Genomic DNA, 24,639 nt, shown 5'->3' with positions numbered 1-24,639 from the left:
AGGCAAAAAAAGCCCGCTCACTGGCGGGCTTCAAATACTCGACGGCCTTTGGAGATTGGTCGGACCGCTTACTTGGCCTGGTAAAGTCACTTTCTTTGCAGCAGCAAAGAAAGTGACTGCCGCCCCGCACAGGGGCAGTGCTAATAGACCGACACAAAAAGGGGATCCGGCGAAAGCCGAAGCAGACGCCCCCCGACGAATCAACCACGCTGCCTCCGCCACACCTCATAATCCGCAAGCGTCTCCTCATTCGGCGGATAGGTACCCCGCAACACCGCCCCACCTTCCACACGAGCAGAAAGAAACTCCTCCATGATCTCCTGCTCGGTCGCGTCCCTCGCGACCTCCTCCGCCATGTGACGCGGCACGATCACAACCCCATCCACATCACCGACGACGATATCGCCCGGATACACCGCCACGCCGCCGCAAGCAATCGGCACGTTCATATCCACAGCGTGATGTTTCGCGAGATTGAGCGGCGCGCTCGCTCCCGCGCAAAAGAGCGGCAGCCCGATATCCCCGATGGTCCCGCTGTCGCGCACGCAACCGTCCGACACCATGCCCGCGACACCGCGAATCTTCAGGCGCGTCGTCAGGATCGAACCCGTCGACGCCACGCTGCGCTCGCCGCGGCAATCCTGCACGAGCACGCTGCCCGGCGGCGCGGTTTCGACTGCCTTGCGCTGCGGATGATCAGGATCCTGAAACACGCCGACGTGATCGAGGTCCTCGCGCGCCGGAATATTGCGCAGCGTGAACGCCGGCCCAACCATGTTCGGTGCGCCCTTCGCCGGCTTCACGAGCGGCGCGACGCCTTGCAGGAACACATTGCGCAAGCCGCGCTTGAAAAGCTGTGTCGTGAGCGTCGCGGTGCTGACGTGGCGCAGCAGTTCGAGCGTCTCGTCGGAAATGGCGATGTCTTGTGTCGTCATGATCTGTACGTCGTGTTTAGTGGATTTCAGGCTCGCCGTTCGACGGCGCCCCCCGGGTCGGCGACAGGCTCTTCGAGAAAATCGAAGTCGCAGCCCTTGTCCGCCTGCGTCACATGCAGCTGATGCATCACGCCGAAGCCGCGCTCGAACGGACGCTTCGGCGGTTTCCACGCCCCACGGCGCGCGGCGAGTTCTTCGTCGCTCACGTCGAGGTGCAAACGCCGCGCCGGCACGTCCAGCTCGACGACGTCGCCGTTCCTCACCAGCGCCAGCGGCCCGCCGACGAATGATTCCGGCGCCACATGCAGCACACACGCGCCGTAACTCGTGCCGCTCATGCGCGCATCCGAAATGCGCACCATGTCGCGCACGCCCTGCTTCAGGAGCTTCTGCGGAATCGGCAACTGGCCCCACTCCGGCATGCCGGGCGCGCCGACCGGCCCCGCGTGCTGGAGCACGATCACCGAATCGGCCGTGACGTCGAGCGCTTCGTCGTCGATGCGCGCGGCCATGTCGGCGTAATCCTTGAACACGACCGCCGGCCCGCGATGCCTCAGCAGGCGCGCTTCCATCGCCGCCGGCTTGATCACCGCGCCGTCCGGCGCGAGGTTGCCGGTGAGCACCGCGAGACCGTCGTTCGGCACGAGCGGATTGCTCTTCCGGCGAATCACGTCGTCATTGAAAATCTCGGCGCCCGCGATGTTTTCGCCGAGTGTTTTGCCGTTGACGGTGAGTTGCGAGCCATCGATCAGATCGCCGAGCTCGGCGAGCAGCGCGCGCAGGCCGCCCGCGTAGAAGAAGTCTTCCATCAGATACTTGCCGGCCGGGCGAATGTTGCCGATCACCGGCGTCACGCGCGCGAACTCGTCGAAACGCGCCGTCGTGAGCGGCACGCCCGCGCGCCGCGCGACCGCCACCAGGTGCACGATCGCATTGGTCGAGCCGGACATCGCGAGCACCGTCGTCACCGCGTTGTCGAAGGCCTTCGGCGTGAGAATGTCGGACGGCTTGAGGTCCGTCCACACCATCTCGACGATGCGCTGCCCCGTCAGCGACGCATGTTGCGCATGCCGCGAATCCACCGCCGGAATCGACGCGAAGCCCGGCAACGTCATGCCGAGCGCTTCGGCGGCGCTCGTCATCGTCGATGCGGTGCCCATCGTCATGCAATGACCCGGCGAGCGCGCGATGCCGCTTTCCACGCCCTTCCACTCGTCCTCCGTGATCTTGCCCGCGCGCAACTCCGCCCAATACTTCCACGTATCCGAGCCGCTGCCGAGCGTGCGGCCATTCCAGTCGCCGCGCAGCATCGGGCCGGCGGGAAGGTAGATCGCGGGCAGATTCATGCTGATCGCGCCCATCAGGAGGCCCGGCGTGGTCTTGTCGCAGCCGCCCATCAGCACGCAGCCGTCGAACGGATACGAGCGCAGCACTTCCTCGACTTCCATCGCGAGGAAGTTGCGGTACAGCATGGTCGTCGGCTTCTGGAACGGCTCGGCGAGCGTCATCACCGGCATCTCGACGGGAAAGCCGCCCGCCTGCCAGATGCCGCGCTTCACTTCCTCGACGCGCTGCTTGAAGTGCGTATGGCACGAGTTGATCTCGCTCCACGTGTTGATCACGGCGATGACCGGCTTGCCCATGTAATCGGACGAGTGATAGCCCATCTGCGCCGTGCGCGAGCGATGGCCGAACGAGCGCAGATCGTTCACGCCGTACCAGCGGTGACTGCGCAGTTCTTCCGGCTTCCTGCGGTTAGAAGTCAAGCAGCGTCTCCTTGATGGTAGCGTTACCATTCATATCAAAAAAATGGTAGCGCCGTCACCGGCGAGCGTCGCTTGGGGTTTATCCCACGAATCGGCTATTTGACGGAGAAATGCACCGACGCGATCAGTTCCGCAAGCCCGAGCCACAGAATCTGCACGCCGATGCAGAAGATCACGAACGCGAAAAGACGCATCGCGACCTGCGTGCCAACGGTGCCGAGCAGCCGTTCGAGATGCCCGGCGAAACGCACGCACAGGTAGATGCTCGCGCACAGGATCACGAGCCCGATGCCCACGCCGGCGAGATGCACCGGTTGCAGGCCGTGGCGCGGCGAGCCCGTGCCGAGCGCGATGGCCACCGCGATCGCGCCCGGTCCGACGGTGATCGGCAGCGTCAGCGGATAGAACGCCTTCGCCCGCAGCGACGCGCCGCTTTGCGGCCTGGGCGCGGATTCGGTGGCGTCGTCATCGTCGGGCGCCTGGAGCAGCCCCCAGCCCGCCATCGCGACGACGAAGCCGCCCGCCACGCGCAGCACCGGAATCGAAATGCCGAAGAACGACAGTACGTACGCGCCGATGGACAGCGACGCCAGCAGAATCGCGAAGCTGTTGATGCAGATGCGGCGCGCGAGCTCGTTGCGCTCGGCGTCGCTGATGCGCGGCAGCACGCTCAGCACGACGAGCGCCACCGCCGGCGGATTGATGATCGGGAACAGCCCGGCGACGATCACGAGAACCGTCTTGGCGAATTCGTTGAACATGCGCGTCGTTGTCCGTTCGTCGGATCAGCCGAGATTGAACGCGGTGATCCTGACGTCGGATCGCTTGCACGCCTCGTCGCGACAGACGCCGCTGAACCAGATCCCGCCGTCGCCGATCATCGCGCCCTGGTCGCGCACGAAGAGCGTGGCGTACTTCTGCCGCGCGACGGTATCGACGAGTTTCGGCGTGAAGATGGATTGATAGCGCGCGACGAAATCGCGCTTCGAGCGCAGCGTCGTTTTCCTGCCCGCGGCCCGCACGGTGATGGGATAGGAAACCATGTCCGCGACGGCGTTCCTGTCGCCCGCCGCGACCGCATGCTGAAGGCGATCGAAGAACGCGCGATAGGGCTCGTGCGCGCCGACGAGCGCATCCATGCGGGCATCGACTTCCTGATCCGATTGAGCGAAGGCTGCGCCCGGAATGGCCAGCGCCGCCGCGACGGCGAGTCCGGTCAAGATTCCTGTCAAACGCATCGATGTGTCTCCCAGTCAGGCGAACGGCGCCGTGAGAATCAGCGCGCATTCGGTCAGAAACGAGCCGAGCCCCACGCCGATCAGCACGCGCGCGACATAAGTCCACATGCGATTATCGACGTTGCCCGAGCAACGCCACGCAAGCATGCACCACAGGAGATAGAGCGCGGAACACGCGGCGAACAGGCCCAGCATGCCGGGCCAGAACCAGACGGTGATCAGCAGAAATGTCTCAGGAGCGACGCCACTCGTCCAGAGGTCGAGATAGACGACCCACCATGCAAGGTGGATCGGCACGCCCAACAGCCACCAGACTTTCCAGAAGCGTTCTTCTCCACGCCAGGCCTTGCGGAACATGCGTCGCGATGCAAAGGGAAGAGGCACGCATTCTACTACTCCATGCGCGCCTCGCCCGCGGCCGGACTATGCCGACAGGCTGCGACGCTTCGCCTCCATGCGCGTGATGAGCCGCTGCAACACGTTCTCCGCCACGCCCGAGAGCCGCGTGAAGCGAAAGCCGACCACATAGCGCACATCGCCGCGCGGCGTGGTCACGCTTCGCGGCGATACGAGCTGGAGATCGACGGAAAAGGCCGCGCCCGGACCGAGCTGCAGGACGACATCGTTGAACACGGTGCCGATCTCCGTTTCCGCGAGACGCGGCGTATCCGTGCGCAGCGCGATGCCGCCGAGCGACAGGTCGTGCACTTCGTAGCGGAACGCCTCGCCGTCGGCATAGGCGCCTTTGGCGTAGAACGGATCGAGAATCGGCGCCGGCACGCGGAAGTACTCGCGCCGCTGGAACTGGTAGAGCTTCTCCGGAAAGGACACTTCGAACGCCTGCCGTCCCTCGTACGTCACGGCGCGCGCGGCATCCGTCGTGAACTCCACGCGCACGCCGTCCGGCGCCGCCTTGAAGTACAGCTGCCGCGCCTTCAGCAGCGCGCGGTTGTCCGACTCCACGCCGCCCCAGTCGAATACGATGCGCGCCTCGCGCGCGTCGACTTCCAGCAACTGCGTGATGATCTGCCCTTGCGCGCTCGTCACCGTCAGCATGTCGCGGCGTCGCGCGAGATTGCGCAGGCACATTGAGATTTCAGCAGGCGCGCGACGCGCGAAGCGCTCGTGGTCGTCGGCGAATTTTTCGATGTCGGATGTGTGCGGCAACGGTTCGGCGAGCATGGTGGTCCAATCTAGTTATCGGTTTAGGACGGCAAACTGCGCGAGCGGCATCGCCTGTGCGGTTCGAAAACCAGCGGAAATCCGCCCCTTGCCATTGACGTGAACCCACGTGCCGACTGGCGATTGGCCGATTCTTTCGGTCGATGCCTGCTCTCAAATGCTTCTTCGGTGCAATACCTGATGACACATATGTTGCATGAAAAAAACCGGCTTCAGTACGCCGGTAACGACTAGATTTTCGCGGTAATTCAGCGTTTTGCAGAGCAGCAAAGCTCGTTTCTTACACTCCACTTTCGAAAAATCGCGAAGGCCGGGCGCAACTGCAAGCCTCGCCCGGCCTCGCGTGCTCCAGGACGAACGCGTCATGCGAGCACGTCGACCTCGCTGACGAGCGTGCGGCGTCTCAGCGGTGCGAGCGCCGCGCCGAGCCGCTCGCCGTGCGCCTCACCGATCACGCCCGACAGAATTTCGCCGAAGCGCGGCTCGTCGACGCCCGAGACGATGTACTGCCAGCGATACGCGTCGAGCAGCCCCGCATGCACGCGCGCCTCTTCTTCGTCCGACAGCGCGCGGTCGAGCTGCGTGGCGAAATAATGCGCATCGGCGGCTGCCTGCGCCTGCAGCATGCCGTCGATCACACCGACGAGCTCGATCAAATCGCCGATGGCAGCATCGCGCGCCGCGTCGTCGATGCGTGCGTCCTCGCGCATCCATTCCAGCTCGTCGATGATCGCGTGCTGCGACTCCTCCTTCCAGTGGAACAGGAAGATGTCCTTGAAGAGCGGCGACAGGCTGCTGTCGCTTTCCATGCTCTGCCGGAAATGCACCTGCGTGACGATCTCGATGCAGCACGTCAGCGCGAGAATCGACCACGTCGATTTGCCGAGCACGAACGCGGCGACCTCGTCGGCCTGCGGAATGAAGCGATATCCGGGCGGCAGCGCTTCGGCCGCGAGCGCCTCGACGCGGCGGAACAGTTCCTGATGCTTCAGTTCCTCATCGGTGAAACGGACGATCGCCTCGAGCGCGGTCTGATCGTCGAGCGCGTGATGGCGGCCGACTTCCAGCATCTTCGCGCCGATGAAGCGCTCGATCATGCCGAACATGTTCGCGTAGGTGCGGCCCTGAATCTGCGACATCACGCGGCGTTCGCCCGCGTCCAGAAACGGCAGACGCTGCACCTCGGTGAGCCCGTCGGGCATGAACTTGTGGGCGGGATCGAAGTGGCGGCCGCGCAATACGTCGCGATCGATGTCCCAGCGGATACGGCGGGACACTTCGATGCACTTCGCGTAGCGCTGCTGCGTGCTGATTTTTCCCGACTCGGATTGAATGGCTTTCATATGCGGACTCCGGATGATGCTGCGCCGATGACGGCGGATGGACGCCCGGGCGGCGGCCCGATGCGTCGAACAGGTCGGCGTGATGGAGGCGTCGCGTCACCGTTCTGCGAGCCATTCTCGGCAGACGCGCAACTGCGCACATGAGGCGCATGTCCCGGTCGCGACCGGAAAGGTGGTCTTTTGGCGGCAAGGATGGGGGACCGTTGTCCTGCGGCGTTTCAGGCGGCGGGCGCGTCGAAGCCCGCGCGGCGCGCTAGCACGATGGCCTGCGCGCGGCTCTCGACCTCGAGCTTCGCGAAAATGCTGGTGATGTGATTGCGCACGGTCTTCTCGCTCAATGCGAGACGCGCGGCGATCTGCGCGTTGTCGCGCCCGCCGGCGAGCAGTTCGACGATATCGCGCTCGCGCGGCGTCAGCGTGGAGAACGCGGGATCGGTCGCCGGCGACGACGGCAGGAACGCACGCACTTCCTCGCGCCAGCGCTGCCAGGCGGCATCGCTTTCCAGCACGAGATGGTTCTCGCTTTCCAGGGGCACGAAGCGCGCGCCGGGAATCTGTCCGGCGAGCAGGCGGCTTTCATCGAAGGGCACGCGTGCGTCGCCGCTTGCGTGCAGCACGAGCGTCGGACATTGCACGCGCGGCAGCAGATCCACTACGTCGATTTCATTGAACACGCGCATGATGCGCGCGGCGTTGCGCGGCGTGGTCGTGAGCCGTTCGAGCTCGTTGAACCAGTGATGCTGTTCCGGCGTGCCGCCCGGGATGAACTGCGTCGTGAAAAACTGGCGGAAGGCCGGATTGTGCTTGCCCCAGCCGAGCTCCGCGAGCTTCACGAGCATTTCGGCTTCCTCGTGCTGCGCGGGATCGCTGGTACGCTTGAGACGGCCGCGCGCGTAGCCGCCGTGCAGCACGAGATGGCTCACGCGTTCGGGATGCGCGACCGCATACGCGATGGCGATCGACGCGCCCTGCGAAATCCCGAGCAGCGGAAAGCGATCGAGGCCGCTCGCATCGACGACGGCCTCCAGATCGCGCAGCCAGGCATCGAACGAAATTTCGGCGACGTCGGGATCGGAGAGGCCGCAGCCGCGCTGATCGTAGCGAATCAGCGTGTGCCGCCTGCACAGCTCGATCATCAGATGGCTCCAGACCGGACTCGTGAAATCCAGTTCCAGATGGCTGAGCCAGTTCGCGGCCTTGATGATCGGCGGCCCGGCGCCGCAGGTCGCGTATGCGATGCGCACGCCGTCGCTCGCCGTGCAGAGGCGAATGTGCTGGCGTGGCATGGAAGGGCGCGTCACCATCGAGGGAAGGTGTAAGTAGGGACTACGTACAAACGATGGCCGCGCGGCGATCCGCGCGATTGCTCATGCTCGCGCGTAATCCAATGGAAAGTCAAGAATGTAAGCCAGGCGCCGCGTGCAACAGGATTCAAGACACTGCCGCGCATGCCATTCCATCATCGGACTTTTATCGATGAAAGAGGAATGCCCGTGACGGAAAACAATGTGGAGCAGCCGCCGCGCCCGCAGCGCTGCGTCATCGTGGTCGACGGCGATCTGCCGGCGGGAAAGGCGGCGAACGCGGCCGCGGTGCTGGCGCTCACGGTTGGCCAGCGTCATCCGGCCCTCGTCGGCGAACCGCTCGTGGATGCGTCGGGCTGCGCGCATCCCGGTCTCATCCCCGTCGGCATCGCCGTGCTCGCCGCGAACCAGCAGGAAATGTCGGCGATACGCGGCAGAGCGATCGCCGCGTCATGCGATGTCGTCACCTTCCCGGTGCAGGGACAGCAGACGACCGACTACGGCGCGTTCCGCGACGCGGTGGCCACCGTCGCCACCGACGACTTGCGTTACGTCGGACTCGCGCTGATCGGCGACAGGAAGCCGGTCAGCAAGGCCGTCGCGAATCTCGGCTTACTGAGGTAGTGCTACGCGCGCGTCGCCGTCTTGTATGCGCCCGGCGTGACGCCGAGCATGCGGCGGAACGTGCGCGTGAGATGCGCCTGATCGGCGAAGCCCGTCGCAGCGGCGATGTCGGAAAGCGCGCCGCCCCGGCGGATCATCTGCATCGCGCGGCGCACGCGGGCCTGGCGCTGATACTCGTGCGGCGTCATCCCCGTTTCGCGGCTGAATGCGCGAAACAGGCGATACGGCGGCAGGCCGGCCGCTGCCGCAATCTCGTCCAGATGGACCTGCTCGCCCAGGCGATCGTCGAGAAAGCGGCGCGCGGCCGCGACGGCACGCGGCTCGCGCGGCGTGACGACGGTTCCCGCGCCCTCCTTGACATGCCGCGCGACGAGCCGCGCGGCGAACGCCAGATAGCGCTCGTCGCGATGCAGCGACGGCCCATGAAGTTCCGACGAGCGATGCACGTCGTAGAGCGCCGTGCACAGCGCCGGATCGCGGATGATCGGCCCGACGACTCCGCCCGGCAACGCCGACGCGCGCTCGTCGCCGGTCAGCGCGCGCAGATGCGCGACATCGACATAGAGCGTGCGCTGCGCCCAGCCTTCGCCGTCGACGGGCCAGCCGGCATGCGGCTCGTCGGCGTCGATGGCGTAAAGGTCGCCGCGCCGCGCGACGAACTCCGTGCCGCGCATGCGGATGCGGATCGCGCCGCCCGTCAGCAGCGCGAAGCAGGCGGTGTCGTGCGCATGCACGTCGTAGGAGAAATTGGCGAAACGGCCGCGCAGCAGTTCCGCGCCGAGTTCGGGCGCGCGCCAGATTTGCGTGTCGGCTTTGGGTTGCGGTTTCATGGCTCGCTTGATGGCGGCATTCGGGCGATGTCCGCGCTTCGCGCTTCGGCAGAACGAACACTAACCGATACTCAGCCCATCCCGGAATATACGGCAACATTGCTCGCGCAGTTTTCTTCGCGGCCCGAACGTTCGGGCAATTTCGATTTATGCGGGCTCGCCGATGTCGATATCGAGCAGCGCCGAACTCACCGACTTGCCATGCGCGTCGAGCGCGAGCGAACGCGTGACGCCGCCGCCGAGCGCATGGCCGAGCACGAAGTTGAACGCGTTCAGCAGCGGCAGTTCGTGGCGCACGACATCGCCCTTCACGACATCGGCGAGATGCGCCTTCACGCGTTCGGGCGTCAGTTGTTCACGCAGATGAGCGAAATGCTTCGCGTCGAAGCAGATCACCGAGACGTTGAGCGTGTTGCCCTTGTCGCCGGTGCGGCCATGGGCCAGTTCACGCAGTTTCATCGCTTGCCTCCACGAATTCGAAGACGGGATTCACGTGCCTGCGCGGCAGCAGCACGGACTGCACGGCGATGACTTCGCGCGTCGCCTTCGTCACGCCGCCGCCGCCCGCCGGTCCGTTGGTGTAGAGCGTTTCGACCTCGTTGCCGATGCGCGCCGCCTCCTTCGCGCTCGATGCACGGCCCGCCACGCGCACGCGCACTTCGCACGGTTCCTCGTGGCGCGCGGCCAACGCGTCGCCATAAAGCGAGTTCACGCCGATGAGATCGAAGCGCAACTCGCTCGTGTCGACGCCCGTGATCGCGAGACGTTCACGCACGATATCGAGCGCGAGCCGCGCGCGAGCCACCGCGCCCGGTCCGCCATAGGAAATCTGCCCTTCGCCGATGCAGCCGTCGAGATAGGCGACCGAGACTTTCAGCGTGCCGGTGCGCTCGCTGCCGCGTCCGCCTGTCACGCGCACGCGGTCTTTCGCCTCCTCCGCAACGCGAACCTGCGTGAAGTCCGCGACGACATCCGGCTGAAAGTAACGGCCCGGATCGTGGATCTCGTATAGCAGTTGCTCCTTGCAGGCGGCTTCGGTCACGCGGCCGCCCGCATGCGCCACTTTCGTCACGATCACGCTGCCGTCCGCGCTCACTTCTCCGATCGGAAAGCCGAGGCGCGCGAGATCGGGCACGTCCTTGTAGCCGGGATCGGCGAAATAGCCGCCCGTCACCTGCCCCGCGCATTCGAGCAGATGACCGACGACGGTCGCCTGCCCGAGCGTGTTCCAGTCGTCCATGCGCCAGCCGAATTCATGGATGAGCGGCGCCGTGAAGAGCGAGGGGTCCGCGACGCGCCCCGTCAGCACGATATCCGCGCCCGCCGCGAGCGCGCCGACGATCGGCGCCGCGCCCACATACGCATTCGCCGATACGATGCGGCCCGCATAAGCGCTCACGTCGTCGCCGGTTTCCTCGAAACGCAGACGCGATCGAAGGACGACGTCGAGCACATCGTCGCCGCTGACGGCCGCGATCTTCAGTCCATGCAGTCCGAACTCACGCGCGATCTGCGCGGTCTTCCTCGCCGCCGCGCGCGGATTGGCCGCGCCCATGTTCGAGATGATGCGCACGCCGTTCTTCGCCGCGACCGGCAGCACGGCGCGCATGCGCGCTTCGAGGAGCGGATCGTAGCCGAGTTCGGGATCGTTGCGGCGCGCTTGCTGCGCGATCGCGATGGTGCGCTCGGCCAGGCATTCGAACACGAGATAGTCGAGCGCGCCGTGTTCGGCAAGTTCGACGGCAGGCTCGATACGGTCGCCCGAATAGCCCGCGCCTGCGCCGATCCGCACGCGCTTCGATGATTCAGTCTGGGTCATGATGCTCATCCAGTGTGAGTTACAACGGAAACACGCCCAGCACCACGCACGCGATCGTCATGACGATCGACGCGCCGAATAGCAGCGGGAACGTGAACTTCTGATGATCCGCGAGATCGATGCCGCACAGGCCGACGACGAGAAACGTCGCGGGCGTGAGCGGGCTCACGGGAAACCCGGTCGTCATCTGGCCGAGCAGCGCTGCCTGGCCGACGTGCACCGGCAGCACGCCGAACTGCGACGCCACTTCGGCGATCACCGGCAGCACGCCGAAATAGAACGAATCGGGATCGAAGAGCATCGAGAGCGGCATGGACGCGAGTCCGAGCGCGACCGGAATGTGCCCGGCCATCGCGGGCGGCACGAAACCGACGGCCGCTTGCGCCATCGCCTTCAGCATGCCGCTGCCCTGCATGATCCCGGTGAACACGCCCGCCGCGAGCAGGATGCCCGCCATCATCAGCGCGGCGCGGGCGTGCGCGTCGATGCGCTTTCGCTGCATGTCGACGTTCGGGTAGTTCACCATCAGCGCGATGCACAGCCCCACCATGAACATGATCGCGGGCGGAATCTTCTCGCCCATCGCGACCATCGTGCCGAGCACGACGATCGTCAGGACGATGTTGAACCAGAAGTTCCCCGGACGGCGCAGCGCCTGTTCCTCGGGCGTGAGTTCGCGCTTCGGAACGGGGACGGCGCCGTTCGCGCTCGAATAGCCGAGACGCCGTTCCTCGCGGCGGCCGAGCCACCACGCCATGCCGAAGACGAACACCAGGCCGATTGCCTGTATCGGAATCAGCGGATTGAAGAGCGACGAAATCGGCAGATGCAGCGATGCCGATGCGCGGATCATCGGCCCCGTCCACGGGAGGAAGTTGATGCCCGCCGCCATCGACACGGCCGCCGCGAGCACGCGCTTGTCCATGTTCAGGCGTTCGTAGAGCGGCAGCATCGCGGGAATCGTGACGAGAAAGCACACGGCGCCCGAGCCGTCGAGATGGATGAGCAGCGCGAGCAGCGTCGTGCCCATCACGATGCGCGTCGGTTTCGTGCCGACCGCGCGCAGGATGCGGTCGATGATCGGATCGAGCGTGCCGGCGTCCGTGATCGTGCCGAAGTAGAGGATCGCGAACACGAACATGCCGACGACCGGCGCGAGGCTCTTCAGGCCGTCGATGACGAACTTGCTCGTCTGCAAGCCGAAGCCGCCGATCAGCGACGCCGCGATCGGCACGACGATGAGCGCGACGAGCGGCGACATGCGCTTCGAAAGAATCGCCCCGAGCAGGACGAGGATGGTGGCAAGCCCCAATAACGGCAGCATGAAATTGTCTCCGAATCTTGTTTTTTGATGTCGTTCAGCGTAAGTTCGGAACGCCGATAACACAATTGAAATGATTTGATCGCAGCCATCATCAACTGTAATGGATCTGAATCTTCGCGATCTCCGTGCGCTCGTCGCCGTGGCCGAGGCGGGCAGCTTCACGCGCGCGGCGCAGCGGCTGCATCTGTCGCAACCGGCGCTCACCGTGCAGATACGCAGGCTGGAGGAAGCGGTCGGCGCGCGGCTGTTCGACCGCAATAGCCGCAATGTCGCGCTGACGCCAACCGGGCGGGAACTGCTGCCGCTGCTGCGCAAGTCGCTGCACGACATGGAGAACGTGCTGCGCGACGCGCGCGCGCTCGGTCAGGGAGAAAGCGGCACGATCCGCATCGCGTGCCTGCCGACGTTCGCGGCGAGCGTGTTGCCCGAGTTGATCATCGGGATGAAGCGCGAGGTGCCGCGCGTCGCATTCCAGATTCGCGACGTGGTGGCGAGCACCGTGAATGCGCTCGTGCGCAGCGAGGAAGCGGATATCGGCCTGACGGGCGGCGAAGTGGCCGATCCGCTGCTCGAAGTCTTGCATGCGGGCGTCGACCGGCTCGTCGTGGTGTGTCCGCGCGAGCATGCGCTGGCGAAGAAGCGCCATATCGGGCTGAAGGATCTCGCGCGCGCGCCGCTCGTGCTCACCGCCCCGGGGACGAGCGTGCGCGCGGTCGTCGATGCGGCGCTCGGCGAAACGCGCGAGGCGCTCGATATCGCGTGCGAACCGACTTACATGATGACCGCCGTTGCGATGGTGCGCGGCGGTCTCGGCGTGACGATCCTGCCGGAGACGGCGCGCGAGGTGCGCGCGGAACCGGGCCTCGTCGTCAAGCCGATCGATCATCCCGCGTTCGTGCGGCCGATTGCGGTCGTGAAGAAGAGAGGCAGGACGTTGCCGGCGGTAACCGGGCGGTTCGTGGAGAGGATGCGTGAGGCGATGGACGCGACCGGGCCACAGGATGGCGGGGCGTTCAGGATGACCGTCATTCGGCCCTGAGATCGCACCCGCCCGAGGTGGTCAATGCCGGTCAACGCTCCATCGTCGACATGTCGATCACGAAGCGATACTTCACGTCGCTCTTCAACATGCGCTCGTAAGCCTTGTTGATCTCGTCCATGCGAATCATCTCGATGTCGGACGTGATGCCATGCTCGCCGCAGAAATCGAGCATCTCCTGCGTCTCCGCGATGCCGCCGATGAGCGATCCCGCGAGCGAGCGCCGCTTGAAGATCATGTTCATCACCGAAGGCGACGGATGCGGATGCTCCGGCACGCCCACGAGCGTCATCGTTCCGTCACGCTTGAGCAGCGTCATGAACTGATCCAGATCATGCGACGCGGCCACCGTGTTCAGAATGAAGTCGAAGCTGTTGGCATGCGCGGCCATCTGGTCCGGGTCCTTCGAGATCACGACTTCGTGCGCGCCCAGGCGCTTCGCGTCTTCGATCTTGCCCGGCGAAGTCGTGAAGAGCACGACATGCGCGCCCATCGCGGCGGCGAGCTTCACGCCCATGTGCCCGAGGCCGCCGAGACCGACGACACCGACCTTGTGCCCCTTCTGCACGTTCCAGTGACGCAGCGGCGAGTACGTCGTGATACCCGCGCACAGCAGCGGTGCGACGCCCGCCAGCTCGAGGTTATCGGGAACGCGCAGCGCAAACGCCTCGTCGACGACGATGGCGGTCGAATAGCCGCCCTGGGTGAAGCCACCCGATTTCCGGTCCGGCGAGTTGTAGGTCTGGATGAAGCTGTCGGGACCGTCGCAGAACTGTTCGAGCCCTTCCTTGCAGGCATCGCATACACGGCAGGAATCGACCATGCAGCCGACGCCCGCGAGATCACCCGCCTTGAACTTCGTCACCTCCGAACCGACCTCGACGACGCGTCCGACGATCTCGTGACCCGGCACGACCGGATAGTTCGTGCCGCCCCATTCGTTCCTCGCCATGTGCAGATCGGAGTGACACACGCCGCAGAACAGAACGTCGATGCGCACATCGTTCGGACCAACGTCGCGGCGCTGGATTTCGAGCGGGCCGAGCGGCCGGTCGGCTGCGGAGGCTGCATAGGAATACGCTTTCAGCATGATTTGCTTCCCTCTTGAATTTGAATCCTGTGAAACGGACCGGCGCTTCCTCGCGATGGAAAAGCGCGACCCATGAGACGTGCGCGATGGCCGGCTGTGTGCGGCAGCGAACTGTCGCCGTCATGCACCGCACATGCTGCCGATGACTTGCCGATCGCGCCGATATTTCGGCGGCGATGCGCAGCGCCAATACTGTATGCCTGTCAGAAGATCTCTGCCGAAACGACCGCGTCGATTTGGCGTCGTCGGAGAATTTGACAATCGTGCGCGCTGCTGTCGGCTCCCTACTTAATCGGGACTATTCGACTCGCGGCGAGCGCCTTAAGGTTGTCATGCGCGCGGAGACGACGAATCTTTTCGCGCGGCGCCGGGCGCCCTGCGCGCCCGGCGCTCCCTGACGAATCATTCGATCGGCGGGCGGCCGTACGGCACGCAACGTCCCGGCGTCGGCACATTGAGAGAGCGAGACGATGAAGGCTAAGGCAATCACGGCAAGCATCGACATGCCGGACGGCGCGGTCAGCGCCGAGTTTCATATCGATACGGGGCGTCTCAGGATCTTCGAGCGCGGCGTGTTGCGCGTCGAGTTGTTTCCGCCGCATTCGTGGTTCACGGTGGCGTCGGTGGCGGGCAACAGCCGCTGGGGCACGCGGCCGCGCGAAGCGGATCTCCATCTCGTCGTGGAGAACTTCATCCTGCAGCGCTTCGGCATGACGGCTTATCACCGTGAAGTGTCGTGCGCGCAATGAACGAGACGCTTCCGTGCGCGCGCATGCAATTGCCGATGGCAGCGTAGGCCCCGGCCTGCAACGACGCGTCGAACCGTTTTATTTTGCTCGCAGGCATGGCAACATGAAGACTCGGTTCACCGTCCACGCAATCCTTTAGCCGGAGAAGCCATGGAAATGACCATCAGCGAATTGACGGGCATGCTCGTGGAACTGGAACGGGAAGACCCCGTCGACTATGGCGATCTGCCTTTCGGAGAGCCCGAACTGCGCAGCCTCGTCATGACCGCGCTCGTCGACAAACATCGGAAGCTTCAGGCGAGCGGGCTGAATCCCGGTGACGTCAACCTCACCTATATGCTCACGACCGCATTGCTCGTGCTCGAGAATCTGGTGCTGCACGCACGTCTCTTGCTGCTGCAAGGGCAGCGCATCGACGTGAACGCGCTGCTGCGAAAATATTCGGGTGGTTGAGCGGTCAGCGCTGACGGCGCGCGGGCGGCCGATAACCGGGAATCTGGCGCAAGGCCCGATCGCATGCGACGGAGAGCGCCGCCAACCGGGCGACGTTCGCGCGCATGTCGACGTGCGTTCGTGCGATGACCTCGCGCAATCGTTCCAGCCGAGGCGTGATCGAGTTCGCGATCAGCTCGCCTTCTTCCTTGCGCTCGAGCAGTGCCTCCGCATCCTCGCGCACCTCTCGAAGCTCCATGATCGACACCTTGTTCTGCGCGAGCAGTCGCGCATGGTTCTCCGCGAGTTCGCCAAGGCCCATCGCGCGCATGCGCTCGACGAAATCGCGCGTCGACTGCATCGCGAGTTCGCCCGCGTCGTAGGCCATGAATTGCACGTCGTTGATCGGCAGGGACATGCGCCCTTCGGGTGTTTCGAATTCGAGCCTGGTGGTGGTCGGCATGGTGATCGATGTGCGGTTCTGAAGTTGCCCGCATTCTAGGCCGACCATCGATGCACACTCTTCGGAACAGGGCTAAAGCGACGACGCGAAGATGCAATACCGCGTTACGTCCCCACTCTCGCCGCACGAAGCAACCTCGCTGAGGCAGGTAACAATAGGAACTCGACGATCGATCACGCGCGCCGCGAAACACGGCGTTTCGGTTTCTCAGCACGCCGCCTGCGCGGCCTTCGTCATGCCCGTCAGCAGCAGTTCGATCAAGTCGCGGACACTGCGAATCGCCGCGCCGAACGGCAGCTTTTCGCGGCCGCGAAAAAACAGGCCATTGCCGACATCGCCACGCAACGCCGCCGCGAGACGCGTATCGATGCAGAAGTGGCCGAATTTCTCGATGCCGTCGCGCAGGCCGCAGACGCTCAGACATTCGAGCCCCGATGGACACGGCTGCCTGCGCGCGCCGATCTTCGTGCGGATGCGTTCCTCGTTGCGCAGATAGCGCATGAGCCACGGCGTCTTTACGGCGCGCGCGGGCAAACCCGTCACGCTGACGAATTCGACGATGTCATCCGGCTGCGCTTCGGCCAGCACGCGCTTGAACTCGGGATGCGCGTCGCCCTCTTCGGTGACGGCGAACGGCGTGCCGATCTGCACGCCATCCGCGCCGGCCGCGAGCCACTTGCGCACGGCGTCGTGACTATCGATGCCGCCCGCGACGATCACCGGCACATCCGAACGCTCGAGACCGAGCGATGCGAACAACGCATCGAGCTCCCGCAGCACGCGCTCGAAGCCGAAGCGTTCGTCGCGCATGTCGGCGAGGTCCGTCACGCCGAGATGCCCGCCCGCATGCGCGGGATGCTCGATCACGATCGCATCGGGCAGACGGCCTTTCTTCATCCATTTCCGGAGCACGAGCGTCACGCCGCGGCTGTCGGAAAGAATCGGAATCAGCGCGATATCGCAGCCCTGCGTGAGATCGGGCAAGTCGAGTGGCAAGCCCGCGCCCATGACGATCGCATCGGCGCCCTGCTCGCACGCGACGCGCACATAGTCGGCGTGCGCGCTCACGGCCTTCATCACGTTGACGGCGATCATGCCGCGGCCCTGCGCCAACGCGCGCGCGGCTTCGATCTCGCGGGCGAGCGCAATGAGGTTGGCGCGTTCGAGCGTCGCGCGCGAATGATCTTCGCGGCACATCGCGAGCAGGTCGTCATGATGATGACGCAAGTCGATGCTCGCGATGGTGCCGACCGCGCCTTCGCGCGCCACGCTTCCCGCGAGCCGATGCGCGGAGATGCCGACGCCCATGCCGCCCTGCACGATCGGCAGCAGGCTGCGGCCGCGTATCCTGAGCGGGGCGAAGGAATGAGCGTGAGAAGTCGAAACGGAATCCTGATACGAGTTCATGGCGATGCGGGCCGACACGTTCGGCCCAAGGCGGCGATCTTGTCGATCGTAGCCTCGGGACATCATCCACGACAAGGAGGCGGCGCGCGCGTCCCTTGACGAACGTCACATGAACGCGCCGCGCGTTTCAGCCCTTCTGCGAAGCCAGCGCGATGCCGCTCGCCGGATCGATCGAAAAATGAATGGTCTCCCCGACCGGCGTCTTGTGCGACGGATGCACGCGCGCGAGCACGATCTGTTCGCCCACCCTGATCTGGAAATCGAGCGTTTCGCCGAGAAACACCTTCGCCGCGACCGTGCCCGTGAACACGTTCCGCGCGCTCACGCCGTCGAGCGTCTCGTGCACCATCACGTTCTCGGGACGCACGGAGATCACCACTTCGTCGCCGGGACGGCACGACGTCGCATTCGCCACCGCGATCGGGCCGATCGCCGACTCGATCAGCACGTGGCCCGCGTCGTCCTCGCAGTCGCGCACGCGGCCGTCGATGAAATTGGTCGTGCCCACGAAGTCCGCGACGAACTTGCAGTTCGGCAGATCGTAGATCGCGCGCGGCGCGGCCTTCTGCACGATCTGTCCGTCCTTCATCACCGCGATCTCGTGCGACAGCGCGAGCGCCTCCTCCTGATCGTGCGTCACGTAGATCGTCGTGATGCGCAGTTCGCGCTGCATGCGTTTCAGCTCGAAGCGCATCTTGTCGCGCAGCTTCGCGTCGAGGTTCGAGAGCGGTTCGTCGAGCAGCAGAAGCTTCGGCTCCATCACGAGCGCGCGCGCCAGCGCGAGGCGTTGCTGCTGGCCGCCCGACATGCGCGTCGCGTCGCGATCCGCGACGTGATCGAGGCCGACCGCCGTCAGCACGCGCATCACCTTTTCCTCGATCTCGCGCTTCGAGTACTTCTTCCCGCCGACCTCGAGCGGAAAGCTCGCGTTGCGAAACACCGTCATGTGCGGCCAGATCGCGTACGACTGGAACACCATGCCGAACTTGCGGCGATTCGGCGGCACGAAGGTCTCGTCGCGGGCGGAGAACACGGTCACGCCGTTCACCGAGATCGAGCCGCCGACCGGACGCTCGAGACCGGCGATGGAGCGCAGCGTCGTCGTCTTGCCGCAGCCGCTCGGGCCGAGCAGCGTGAAGAGCTTGCCCTCGGGCACGTCGAACGAAACGTCGCGGGCGGCGCGCACGCGCGCGTTGTTGCCGTCGACATATTCGGTGTTAAGACCCTGAACGTTCAGCACCTTTGTCTCCGATGTTTTTTATCGTCGCGCGCGATCAGCCGTGATTGGCCTTCACGCCGAACTTGCCGCCGATCCATTGCGCGAGCGTAACCAGCGCGAGGAGCGCGAGCACCAGCATCACCGACAGCGCGGAAAGCTCGACGTATTGCCCGTTCTGCCACAACTCCCAGATCACGATCGACACGGTCTCCGAACCGGGGCTATAGAGCAGGATCGAACTCGACAATTCGCGGATCGACACGATCATCACGTAGATCCAGCCCGCCAGCAGGCCCGGCTTGAGGAGCGGCAACACGATGCGGAAGAAGGTCGCGCTCCAGCTCGCGCAACTCATCGCGGCGGACTCTTCGAGTTCCTTGTGAATCTGCACCATCGACGTGGTCGTGTAGCGCATGCCGTACGGCATGAAGCGCGTGATATAGGCGATGAGCAGAATCCACAGCGTGCCGTAGATGCCGATATCGACTTTCAGCGAAACGATCATGAACGACAGGCCGAGCACGAGCCCGGGAAACACGAGCGGCAGAGAAGCGAGGTTGTCGAGGAACCAGCGCCCCGGCAGCTTCGTCTTGGTGACGATCCAGCAGATCACCGCTGAAAGCAGCATTACGGCGGTCGCGCAGCCGAACGACAGTACGAGGCTGTTGATTACCGCGTGTCTGAGCGTCGAAAGATGCAGGATGTAGCGGTAGGCGTCGAAAGAAAGATGATGCAGCGCGGAGAGCGAAGGCGTGCGGTAATACTTTTGCAGCGAAGACCAGAGCAGCACCGCGAACGGCAGCGCGACGATCAGCAGGAAGTAGACGAGGAACACGCCGGCCATCAGATAGCGCCATTTGCCGATATCGACGACGCGCGGACGAAAGCCCTTGCCGCTGATCGTCGAATACTTGCCGCCGCCCGACGACACGCGCGATTGCAGATAGAGACCGACCGAGGTGATCACGAGCAGCAGCATCGAATACGACGACGCGAGACCGATCTGACTCGGATACTGCTCGATGGCTTCATAGATCGACGACGTGAACACCTGCAGCTTCACGGGCAAGCCGATCAGCGCGGGCACTTCGAACGATTCGAGCGCGCGCACGAAGAGAATCAGCAGCGTCGAGACGATGGCCGGAAACGCGAGGCGCAGCGTGATGCGCCACATCGTGCGCGCGATGCCCGCGCCGCTCATCAGCGACGACTCCTCCAGCGACGGATCCATGCCGCGAAAGGCCGCGGACATGAGGAGAAAGGCCATCGTCGAGTAATGCAGGCCGTCCACCCAGATCATGCCGCTCATGCTGTAGATGTTGAAAATCGGCTTCGTCACGCCGAAGAGCGCGCCGAGCGCCACGTTGAGCACGCCGATCTTCGGGCTCGCGAGAAAGATCCACGCAATCGTGAAGAGGATGCTCGGCACGATCAGCGGGACGATCGTGATCGCATAGAAGAACTTGCGCAAGGGCGTATTGGTGCGCTCGATGATCCAGGCGAGCACGGTGCCGATCGCGAACGAGACGCACGCCGCGCCGAGCGCGAACTTGAGCGAGTTGAAAAGCGTGCGCAGCGTCTCGGGGCTGCCGTACGCGAGCTTGTAATTGCCGAAGGTGAAAACGGCCGGGTTATCCGCGACTTGCGGCGTGAAGAAGCTTTGCCAGAACAGAAACACGAGGGGAATCAGCGCAAGCACCCCCGCGATGACCACCGCGCCGCCGATCACGAGCCACTTCGCATCGAGCCGCGTGGAACGCGATATGGCTGCCTTCATCGCATCGAATGTCAGTTCCAAGCGCGGCTCCTCCCCGAAGGGATCGACTGAGTCTCATCGGATGAAGGGCATCATAAGCTTAGGTATCTAAGCAAATAAACCTGCGGAAAATACCGATGAGGCGCTGGCACGGTGAGCGTTCTATTCAACGAAATAAAAACAGCGCGGTGGACTCCCTGGAGCCGCACCGCGCCGGAAAGCATGCGCAATCGAATTGAAAAGTTCAGCCGGGCACGCGCGTCGCCGCCACGGTATCGTGCGCACCCGACAGACGTCCCATCAGGAACACGGCAAGGCCCGCGACGAGCACCGGCAATGCGGCGATACGGAAGACTTCAGCCGGCGTCCAGTGCGCCGAATACATCACGCCGACGATCAGCGGCCCCGCGATCCCGCCCAGACGTCCGATGCCGAGCGCCCAGCCTACCCCGGTCGAGCGCAGGTTCGACGGATAGTAGATGGCCGCGAGCGCGATCACGCTCTTCTGTCCGCCGCTGATGCAGAAGCCCGCGCAGAACACCGCCACCATCAGCAGCCAGACCGGCGCGGCGAACGTCGACGCCACCATGAACATGAAGAGGCAGCCGGCGACGTACATCACCGTCAGGGTGACGTACGGGCCGACGCGGTCCATCGCGAGTCCGAGCGGCACGGCGGAGATCACGCCCGCGATCGTCGGCAAGGCGGTCACCCAGACCACCGTCGCGGCGGGATAGCCGAGGCCGGTGAGCATCGTCGGCAGCCAGCTCTGCAGGAAATAGAACTCCGCGAGATTCAGGAAGAACACGCCCCACAGCAGCAGCGTGCCGGCCGACGTGCGTCCACGGAACAGCGCGGCGACGCTCGCGCGCGATTCCTCTTCGTCTTCGAGAATGAAGCGGCTGCCTTCCGGAATCTGCGCCTGCGGAAACACCTTCGACACGAGCCGGCGGATGCGCTCATCGCCCTGCGGACGCTTCTTCAGGAACGCGAGCGACTCGGGCAGCAAGAAGACGAGCGGCAGCGCGAGCGCAAGCGGCGCAAGCGCGCCCGCGAGCATCAGCGATTGCCAGCCGAAGGCGGGCAACAGCACGCCCGACATGAAGCCCGCCACCACGAACCCCAGCGAAAAGCCGCAATAGACGAGCAGCACGAAGGTCGAGCGCACGCGCTTCGGCGCGAATTCGCAGGTCAACGCGACCGCGCTCGGCGCCGCCGCGCCAAGGCCGATGCCCGTCAGGAAGCGCAGGCCGATCAGTTCGGTGACGTTGGTCGCGAACACCGTGAGCAGCGTGAAGATCGCGAAGAACACGGTGCTGAACACCATCATGCGCTTGTGGCCAAAGCGGCTCGACAGCGGCGATATCGCGAGATAGCCGACCATCAGGCCGACGAGCGCCGCCGAGAAGATCGAGCCGAGAATCTCGCGCGGCAGGTGCCATGACTTTGCGAGCACGGGCACGATGTAGCTCACGGCCTGCGTGTCGAAGCCGTCGAGGAACATCAGGAGCGCGCATAGCAGCACGATGAGATATTGCCGCCGGTTGATGCGCTGCCGCTCGATGATGTCTGAAACGCTGATGCTTGGGGAACCCACTTTATTGTCTCCGTTCGCTTGTTATTCGAATATCGTGCGATGCGCGCGCTATGCCGCCGGTTCGAGCGCGTCGGTCTGCACGAAGGCGTCGCAGAAAAACTCGTCTTCCGGCAGGCCCGCGCGCGTGAACTCGTCGCGGGCGGCGCTCGTCATCGCCGGATTGCCGCATGCATAGACCTGATGTTCCGCGAGCGACGGATGATCGGCCAGCACCGCGCGATGCACGAGTCCCGTGCGGCCAGTCCAGTCATCGTCCGGATCGGACAGCACCGGAGTGAACTCGACGTGTCCCTCGTCGTGCCACTTCCGAGCGAGCTCGGCGAGATACAAGTCCTGCCTGCGGCGCGCACCCCAGTACAGCTTGAGCGGACGCGCGAGCTTGCGCTTGATCGCATCCTCGACGATCGACTTCACCGGCGCGAAGCCCGTTCCCGTCGCGACGAGAATCACCGGTTTCTCCGACTCGTCGCGGAAGAAGAATTCGCCATAAGGTAGTTCGACACGCAACTTCCTGCCGACCGCGAGCTCCTTCAGCACGCCATCGGAGAAGCGGCCGCCCGGCACGTGACGCACGTGGAGATGCACGCTGTCGCTCTGATGCGGCGGATTCGCCATCGAATAGTTGCGGACCGTTTCTTCGTCGAGATGGACCTGAAGATACTGGCCCGCGCGGAATTTCGCGCGCACGCCGATCGGCAGGCGCAGTTGCAGCACCGTGACATCCGGCGCGGCCTGCGTGATGCGGAACACGGACGCGTCGAGCTTCTTGCGCACGATGCGTTCGCGCTTCTCGATCTTGCGCGGCGCGATCGTCATATTGGCCGCCGGGCGCACGCAACACAGCAGCGCTTTTTCGGTGACGCCATCGGCGTTCACCACACCGCCCTGGCATTCCGCGCACACGCCCTTGCGGCACGAATACGGCAACGCGAAGCCCGCACGTTCGGCCGCGTCGAGCACGGTTTCGCCGTCGTTGCAGTCGAAGCTGATGTCGCTCGCGGCGACGTTGATCTGATAAGACACGAATACTCCTCTCAAGCCTTGGCCGTCGCTGCCGGCGATTCGCCGCGCGTGACGAGCCCGATCGCCCCGAGCAGGGGCGCGGGGTCCGCAACGAGCCGTCCGGCGATATCGAAGCCGCTGCCATGACCGACGCTCGAAAACACCACATCGCCGCCGATCGACATCGCCGCCGAATGGCGTCCCGCGCGCAGCTTCACCGGAATGTGGCCCTGATCGTGATACATCGCGACGAACACGTCGATGTCCTCGCGCGTCAGCAGCAAGTCCGCGCCCTGCGGGCCGATCACGTCGATACCTTCCTCGCGCAGCGCCGCGACAGCGGGCTCGGTCACCTCGATATCCTCGCGGCCGAACAAGCCGCCCTCGCCTGCGTGCGGGTTGATGCCCATCATGCCGATGCGCGGACGCTCGACGCCCATCGCGTTCATTGCGCGGACCGCGGCGCGCGCCGCGCCTTCCACCTGCCTGGCCGTGAGACGCGCGAGCGCGCCCGCGAGACCTTCGTGCAGCGTCGCGTGAACGATGCGCAAGCCGCCGCCGACGAGCAGCAGGTACACGTCGTCGGATGCGAGGCCCAGGTGCTTCGCCACGTAACCGGGATAGCCCGCGAACGCCGTGCCGGATGCGTTGATCGCCGTTTCAGAATGGGGGCACGCGATGACCGCATCGGCATGGCCCGGGCGTGCGAGATCGAGTGCGGCGCGCACATAGGCAAGCGTTGCCGCGCCGGCCGCCGCGCCGACTTCACCCGGCTTGAACGAATCGACCGGAAGCGCCGGGACGTTCAGCACGTCGAACGCAGCCGGAGAAAGCGCGGGCAACGCGTCGGCGCGAACTTCGCGCACGTCGAAGGAGGGCGCGCAACGCTGCGCATACCAGCGGATCACGTGCGCATCGCCGACGAGCACCGCGCGCGGACCTTCTTCGACCGCGAGCCGCGCCGCCGCTTTCACGGCGATCTCCGGCCCGATGCCGTTCGGGTCGCCGATGGCGAGCGCGATGAGGGAAGCCGCGCGCCTCATAGCGGCAACGCGAGCAGCGTATTGATGCGCGAGCTGTCGCACACGGCGATGCGCTCGCGCAGCTTCACGCTGTCCTCATGCCGCACGTAGACGTCGAGATAACGCCCGGTGACGAACAGGCTCGTCGTGCCGTCGCGCATGATGCGCGCGACCATGAACGAGGTCTCGCTGCGCACCTCTGCGCCGCTCTCCGATACGATGTATGGCTGCCCCAGCAAATGCCGGTATGCATGGCGCTCGTAGATGTTCGCATCGCGTAGCGACGCGATGCGGTCCACCAGCATGCCGCGCGACGCCGCGTAGATCAGGCCCGCTTCGAGACCGCGCTTGTGGTTTTCGGCGGTCGTCACCTTGTACACGCATTCGCCGACGAAGAATTCCGGCCATTGCGTCAGGTCCCCATCGTCGATGCAGCGCGCGTACTCCGCCTGCGCCCGCGCGATCAACTGGAAAGTGTCTTGCATGATTGCTCGTCCC

The 24,639-nt window shown here is 64.8% G+C and carries 25 protein-coding genes; 4 read left to right on the top strand and 21 right to left on the bottom strand.

The features are described from left to right. Nucleotides 1-200 precede the first annotated feature (200 nt). From AWB83_RS32260 to AWB83_RS32225, 8 genes are all read right to left on the bottom strand, one after another. The gene (locus AWB83_RS32260) at nt 201-935 is read right to left on the bottom strand and encodes a ribonuclease activity regulator RraA (RefSeq protein WP_087049681.1); all 735 of its coding nucleotides are present in this window, start codon (nt 933-935) and stop codon (nt 201-203) included. Between the two features lie 26 nt (nt 936-961). Beyond that, complete coding sequence (gene araD, locus AWB83_RS32255) at nt 962-2,701, bottom strand: L-arabinonate dehydratase (protein WP_244197961.1); 1,740 nt, start codon at nt 2,699-2,701, stop codon at nt 962-964. Between the two features lie 95 nt (nt 2,702-2,796). Beyond that, nucleotides 2,797-3,462: a MarC family protein gene (locus tag AWB83_RS32250; protein ID WP_087049679.1), complete on the bottom strand. Its 666-nt coding sequence runs from the start codon at nt 3,460-3,462 to the stop codon at nt 2,797-2,799. A 24-nt stretch (nt 3,463-3,486) separates the two neighbouring features. Continuing rightward, nucleotides 3,487-3,939 carry a hypothetical protein gene (locus AWB83_RS32245; protein WP_143750139.1) on the bottom strand — a complete coding sequence of 151 codons (453 nt, stop codon included), beginning with the start codon at nt 3,937-3,939 and terminating at the stop codon, nt 3,487-3,489. 15 nt (nt 3,940-3,954) lie between these two features. Continuing rightward, a complete protein-coding gene (locus AWB83_RS32240; RefSeq protein ID WP_244197960.1) occupies nt 3,955-4,323 on the bottom strand; it encodes a hypothetical protein in 369 nt (122 codons plus the stop codon). 39 nt (nt 4,324-4,362) lie between these two features. Then, nucleotides 4,363-5,121, bottom strand: coding sequence for a flagellar brake protein (locus tag AWB83_RS32235; protein WP_087049676.1), 759 nt, complete (start codon nt 5,119-5,121; stop codon nt 4,363-4,365). Nucleotides 5,122-5,483: 362 nt separating this feature from the next. Then, the gene (locus tag AWB83_RS32230) at nt 5,484-6,464 is read right to left on the bottom strand and encodes a hypothetical protein (RefSeq protein WP_087049675.1); all 981 of its coding nucleotides are present in this window, start codon (nt 6,462-6,464) and stop codon (nt 5,484-5,486) included. Nucleotides 6,465-6,682: 218 nt separating this feature from the next. Then, a complete protein-coding gene (locus AWB83_RS32225) occupies nt 6,683-7,768 on the bottom strand; it encodes an alpha/beta fold hydrolase (RefSeq protein WP_087049674.1) in 1,086 nt (361 codons plus the stop codon). Nucleotides 7,769-7,957: 189 nt separating this feature from the next. Here AWB83_RS32225 and AWB83_RS32220 point away from each other — a divergent pair, with 189 nt between their 5' ends. Next, complete coding sequence (locus tag AWB83_RS32220; RefSeq protein WP_244197959.1) at nt 7,958-8,392, top strand: DUF2000 domain-containing protein; 435 nt, start codon at nt 7,958-7,960, stop codon at nt 8,390-8,392. A gap of 2 nt (nt 8,393-8,394) precedes the next feature. Here AWB83_RS32220 and AWB83_RS32215 read toward each other — a convergent pair whose 3' ends face one another. The 4 genes from AWB83_RS32215 to AWB83_RS32200 form a co-directional block, all read right to left on the bottom strand. Further along, nucleotides 8,395-9,222 carry a helix-turn-helix transcriptional regulator gene (locus AWB83_RS32215; protein WP_087049672.1) on the bottom strand — a complete coding sequence of 276 codons (828 nt, stop codon included), beginning with the start codon at nt 9,220-9,222 and terminating at the stop codon, nt 8,395-8,397. Between the two features lie 147 nt (nt 9,223-9,369). Then, the gene (locus AWB83_RS32210; RefSeq protein ID WP_087049671.1) at nt 9,370-9,681 is read right to left on the bottom strand and encodes an AtuA-related protein; all 312 of its coding nucleotides are present in this window, start codon (nt 9,679-9,681) and stop codon (nt 9,370-9,372) included. Then, entirely contained in the window at nt 9,668-11,041 is a 1,374-nt protein-coding gene (locus AWB83_RS32205) for an acyclic terpene utilization AtuA family protein (RefSeq protein ID WP_087049689.1), read from the bottom strand. Before AWB83_RS32205 ends, AWB83_RS32210 begins: the two co-directional genes overlap by 14 nt. A gap of 19 nt (nt 11,042-11,060) precedes the next feature. Then, nucleotides 11,061-12,365 carry a CitMHS family transporter gene (locus tag AWB83_RS32200; protein ID WP_087049670.1) on the bottom strand — a complete coding sequence of 435 codons (1,305 nt, stop codon included), beginning with the start codon at nt 12,363-12,365 and terminating at the stop codon, nt 11,061-11,063. A gap of 100 nt (nt 12,366-12,465) precedes the next feature. Here AWB83_RS32200 and AWB83_RS32195 point away from each other — a divergent pair, with 100 nt between their 5' ends. Further along, nucleotides 12,466-13,404, top strand: coding sequence for a LysR family transcriptional regulator (locus tag AWB83_RS32195; protein ID WP_087049669.1), 939 nt, complete (start codon nt 12,466-12,468; stop codon nt 13,402-13,404). Nucleotides 13,405-13,435: 31 nt separating this feature from the next. Here the strand turns inward: AWB83_RS32195 and AWB83_RS32190 are convergent, their stop codons facing one another. Further along, complete coding sequence (locus AWB83_RS32190; RefSeq protein WP_087049668.1) at nt 13,436-14,494, bottom strand: NAD(P)-dependent alcohol dehydrogenase; 1,059 nt, start codon at nt 14,492-14,494, stop codon at nt 13,436-13,438. A gap of 470 nt (nt 14,495-14,964) precedes the next feature. On the opposite strand from AWB83_RS32190, the gene AWB83_RS32185 reads away from it, so the two are divergent. Together AWB83_RS32185 and AWB83_RS32180 are read left to right on the top strand one after the other, a co-directional pair. Then, nucleotides 14,965-15,243 (top strand): hypothetical protein, encoded by a 279-nt coding sequence (locus AWB83_RS32185; protein WP_087049667.1) that lies wholly within the window; start codon nt 14,965-14,967, stop codon nt 15,241-15,243. A 150-nt stretch (nt 15,244-15,393) separates the two neighbouring features. Continuing rightward, the gene (locus AWB83_RS32180; RefSeq protein WP_087049666.1) at nt 15,394-15,696 is read left to right on the top strand and encodes a hypothetical protein; all 303 of its coding nucleotides are present in this window, start codon (nt 15,394-15,396) and stop codon (nt 15,694-15,696) included. Nucleotides 15,697-15,700: 4 nt separating this feature from the next. Here the strand turns inward: AWB83_RS32180 and AWB83_RS32175 are convergent, their stop codons facing one another. The 8 genes from AWB83_RS32175 to AWB83_RS32140 form a co-directional block, all read right to left on the bottom strand. Continuing rightward, entirely contained in the window at nt 15,701-16,138 is a 438-nt protein-coding gene (locus tag AWB83_RS32175) for a hypothetical protein (RefSeq protein ID WP_087049665.1), read from the bottom strand. A 207-nt stretch (nt 16,139-16,345) separates the two neighbouring features. Continuing rightward, complete coding sequence (locus AWB83_RS32170) at nt 16,346-17,545, bottom strand: NAD(P)H-dependent flavin oxidoreductase (protein WP_087049664.1); 1,200 nt, start codon at nt 17,543-17,545, stop codon at nt 16,346-16,348. A gap of 127 nt (nt 17,546-17,672) precedes the next feature. Further along, a complete protein-coding gene (locus tag AWB83_RS32165; protein ID WP_087049663.1) occupies nt 17,673-18,785 on the bottom strand; it encodes an ABC transporter ATP-binding protein in 1,113 nt (370 codons plus the stop codon). 34 nt (nt 18,786-18,819) lie between these two features. Then, nucleotides 18,820-20,562, bottom strand: coding sequence for an ABC transporter permease (locus tag AWB83_RS32160; protein ID WP_087049662.1), 1,743 nt, complete (start codon nt 20,560-20,562; stop codon nt 18,820-18,822). A gap of 202 nt (nt 20,563-20,764) precedes the next feature. Beyond that, nucleotides 20,765-22,117, bottom strand: coding sequence for an MFS transporter (locus AWB83_RS32155; RefSeq protein ID WP_087049661.1), 1,353 nt, complete (start codon nt 22,115-22,117; stop codon nt 20,765-20,767). A 48-nt stretch (nt 22,118-22,165) separates the two neighbouring features. Next, nucleotides 22,166-23,140, bottom strand: coding sequence for an FAD-binding oxidoreductase (locus AWB83_RS32150; RefSeq protein WP_087049660.1), 975 nt, complete (start codon nt 23,138-23,140; stop codon nt 22,166-22,168). An 11-nt stretch (nt 23,141-23,151) separates the two neighbouring features. Beyond that, nucleotides 23,152-24,162 carry a PdxA family dehydrogenase gene (locus tag AWB83_RS32145; RefSeq protein WP_087049659.1) on the bottom strand — a complete coding sequence of 337 codons (1,011 nt, stop codon included), beginning with the start codon at nt 24,160-24,162 and terminating at the stop codon, nt 23,152-23,154. Further along, the gene (locus tag AWB83_RS32140) at nt 24,159-24,629 is read right to left on the bottom strand and encodes an aromatic-ring-hydroxylating dioxygenase subunit beta (RefSeq protein WP_087049658.1); all 471 of its coding nucleotides are present in this window, start codon (nt 24,627-24,629) and stop codon (nt 24,159-24,161) included. Before AWB83_RS32140 ends, AWB83_RS32145 begins: the two co-directional genes overlap by 4 nt. Nucleotides 24,630-24,639: the final 10 nt, after the last annotated feature.

This window comes from Caballeronia ptereochthonis, from assembly GCF_001545075.1.
Lineage (GTDB): Bacteria > Pseudomonadota > Gammaproteobacteria > Burkholderiales > Burkholderiaceae > Caballeronia > Caballeronia ptereochthonis.
Note: the sequence above shows the minus strand (reverse complement) of the source record. Positions and strands in the feature narration are given on the sequence as shown.

Coding starts and splice junctions, on each gene's coding strand:
- AWB83_RS32205 (WP_087049689.1), bottom strand. CDS start 11,041: ATGACCCAGACTGAATCATCGAAGCGCGTGCGGATCGGCGCAGGCGCG.
- AWB83_RS32250 (WP_087049679.1), bottom strand. CDS start 3,462: ATGTTCAACGAATTCGCCAAGACGGTTCTCGTGATCGTCGCCGGGCTG.
- AWB83_RS32245 (WP_143750139.1), bottom strand. CDS start 3,939: ATGCGTTTGACAGGAATCTTGACCGGACTCGCCGTCGCGGCGGCGCTG.
- AWB83_RS32210 (WP_087049671.1), bottom strand. CDS start 9,681: ATGAAACTGCGTGAACTGGCCCATGGCCGCACCGGCGACAAGGGCAAC.
- AWB83_RS32190 (WP_087049668.1), bottom strand. CDS start 14,494: ATGCTGAAAGCGTATTCCTATGCAGCCTCCGCAGCCGACCGGCCGCTC.
- AWB83_RS32145 (WP_087049659.1), bottom strand. CDS start 24,162: ATGAGGCGCGCGGCTTCCCTCATCGCGCTCGCCATCGGCGACCCGAAC.
- AWB83_RS32180 (WP_087049666.1), top strand. CDS start 15,394: ATGGAAATGACCATCAGCGAATTGACGGGCATGCTCGTGGAACTGGAA.
- AWB83_RS32215 (WP_087049672.1), bottom strand. CDS start 9,222: ATGAAACCGCAACCCAAAGCCGACACGCAAATCTGGCGCGCGCCCGAA.
- AWB83_RS32260 (WP_087049681.1), bottom strand. CDS start 935: ATGACGACACAAGACATCGCCATTTCCGACGAGACGCTCGAACTGCTG.
- AWB83_RS32225 (WP_087049674.1), bottom strand. CDS start 7,768: ATGGTGACGCGCCCTTCCATGCCACGCCAGCACATTCGCCTCTGCACG.
- AWB83_RS32195 (WP_087049669.1), top strand. CDS start 12,466: ATGGATCTGAATCTTCGCGATCTCCGTGCGCTCGTCGCCGTGGCCGAG.
- AWB83_RS32175 (WP_087049665.1), bottom strand. CDS start 16,138: ATGCCGACCACCACCAGGCTCGAATTCGAAACACCCGAAGGGCGCATG.
- AWB83_RS32230 (WP_087049675.1), bottom strand. CDS start 6,464: ATGAAAGCCATTCAATCCGAGTCGGGAAAAATCAGCACGCAGCAGCGC.
- AWB83_RS32235 (WP_087049676.1), bottom strand. CDS start 5,121: ATGCTCGCCGAACCGTTGCCGCACACATCCGACATCGAAAAATTCGCC.
- AWB83_RS32200 (WP_087049670.1), bottom strand. CDS start 12,365: ATGCTGCCGTTATTGGGGCTTGCCACCATCCTCGTCCTGCTCGGGGCG.
- AWB83_RS32185 (WP_087049667.1), top strand. CDS start 14,965: ATGAAGGCTAAGGCAATCACGGCAAGCATCGACATGCCGGACGGCGCG.
- AWB83_RS32170 (WP_087049664.1), bottom strand. CDS start 17,545: ATGAACTCGTATCAGGATTCCGTTTCGACTTCTCACGCTCATTCCTTC.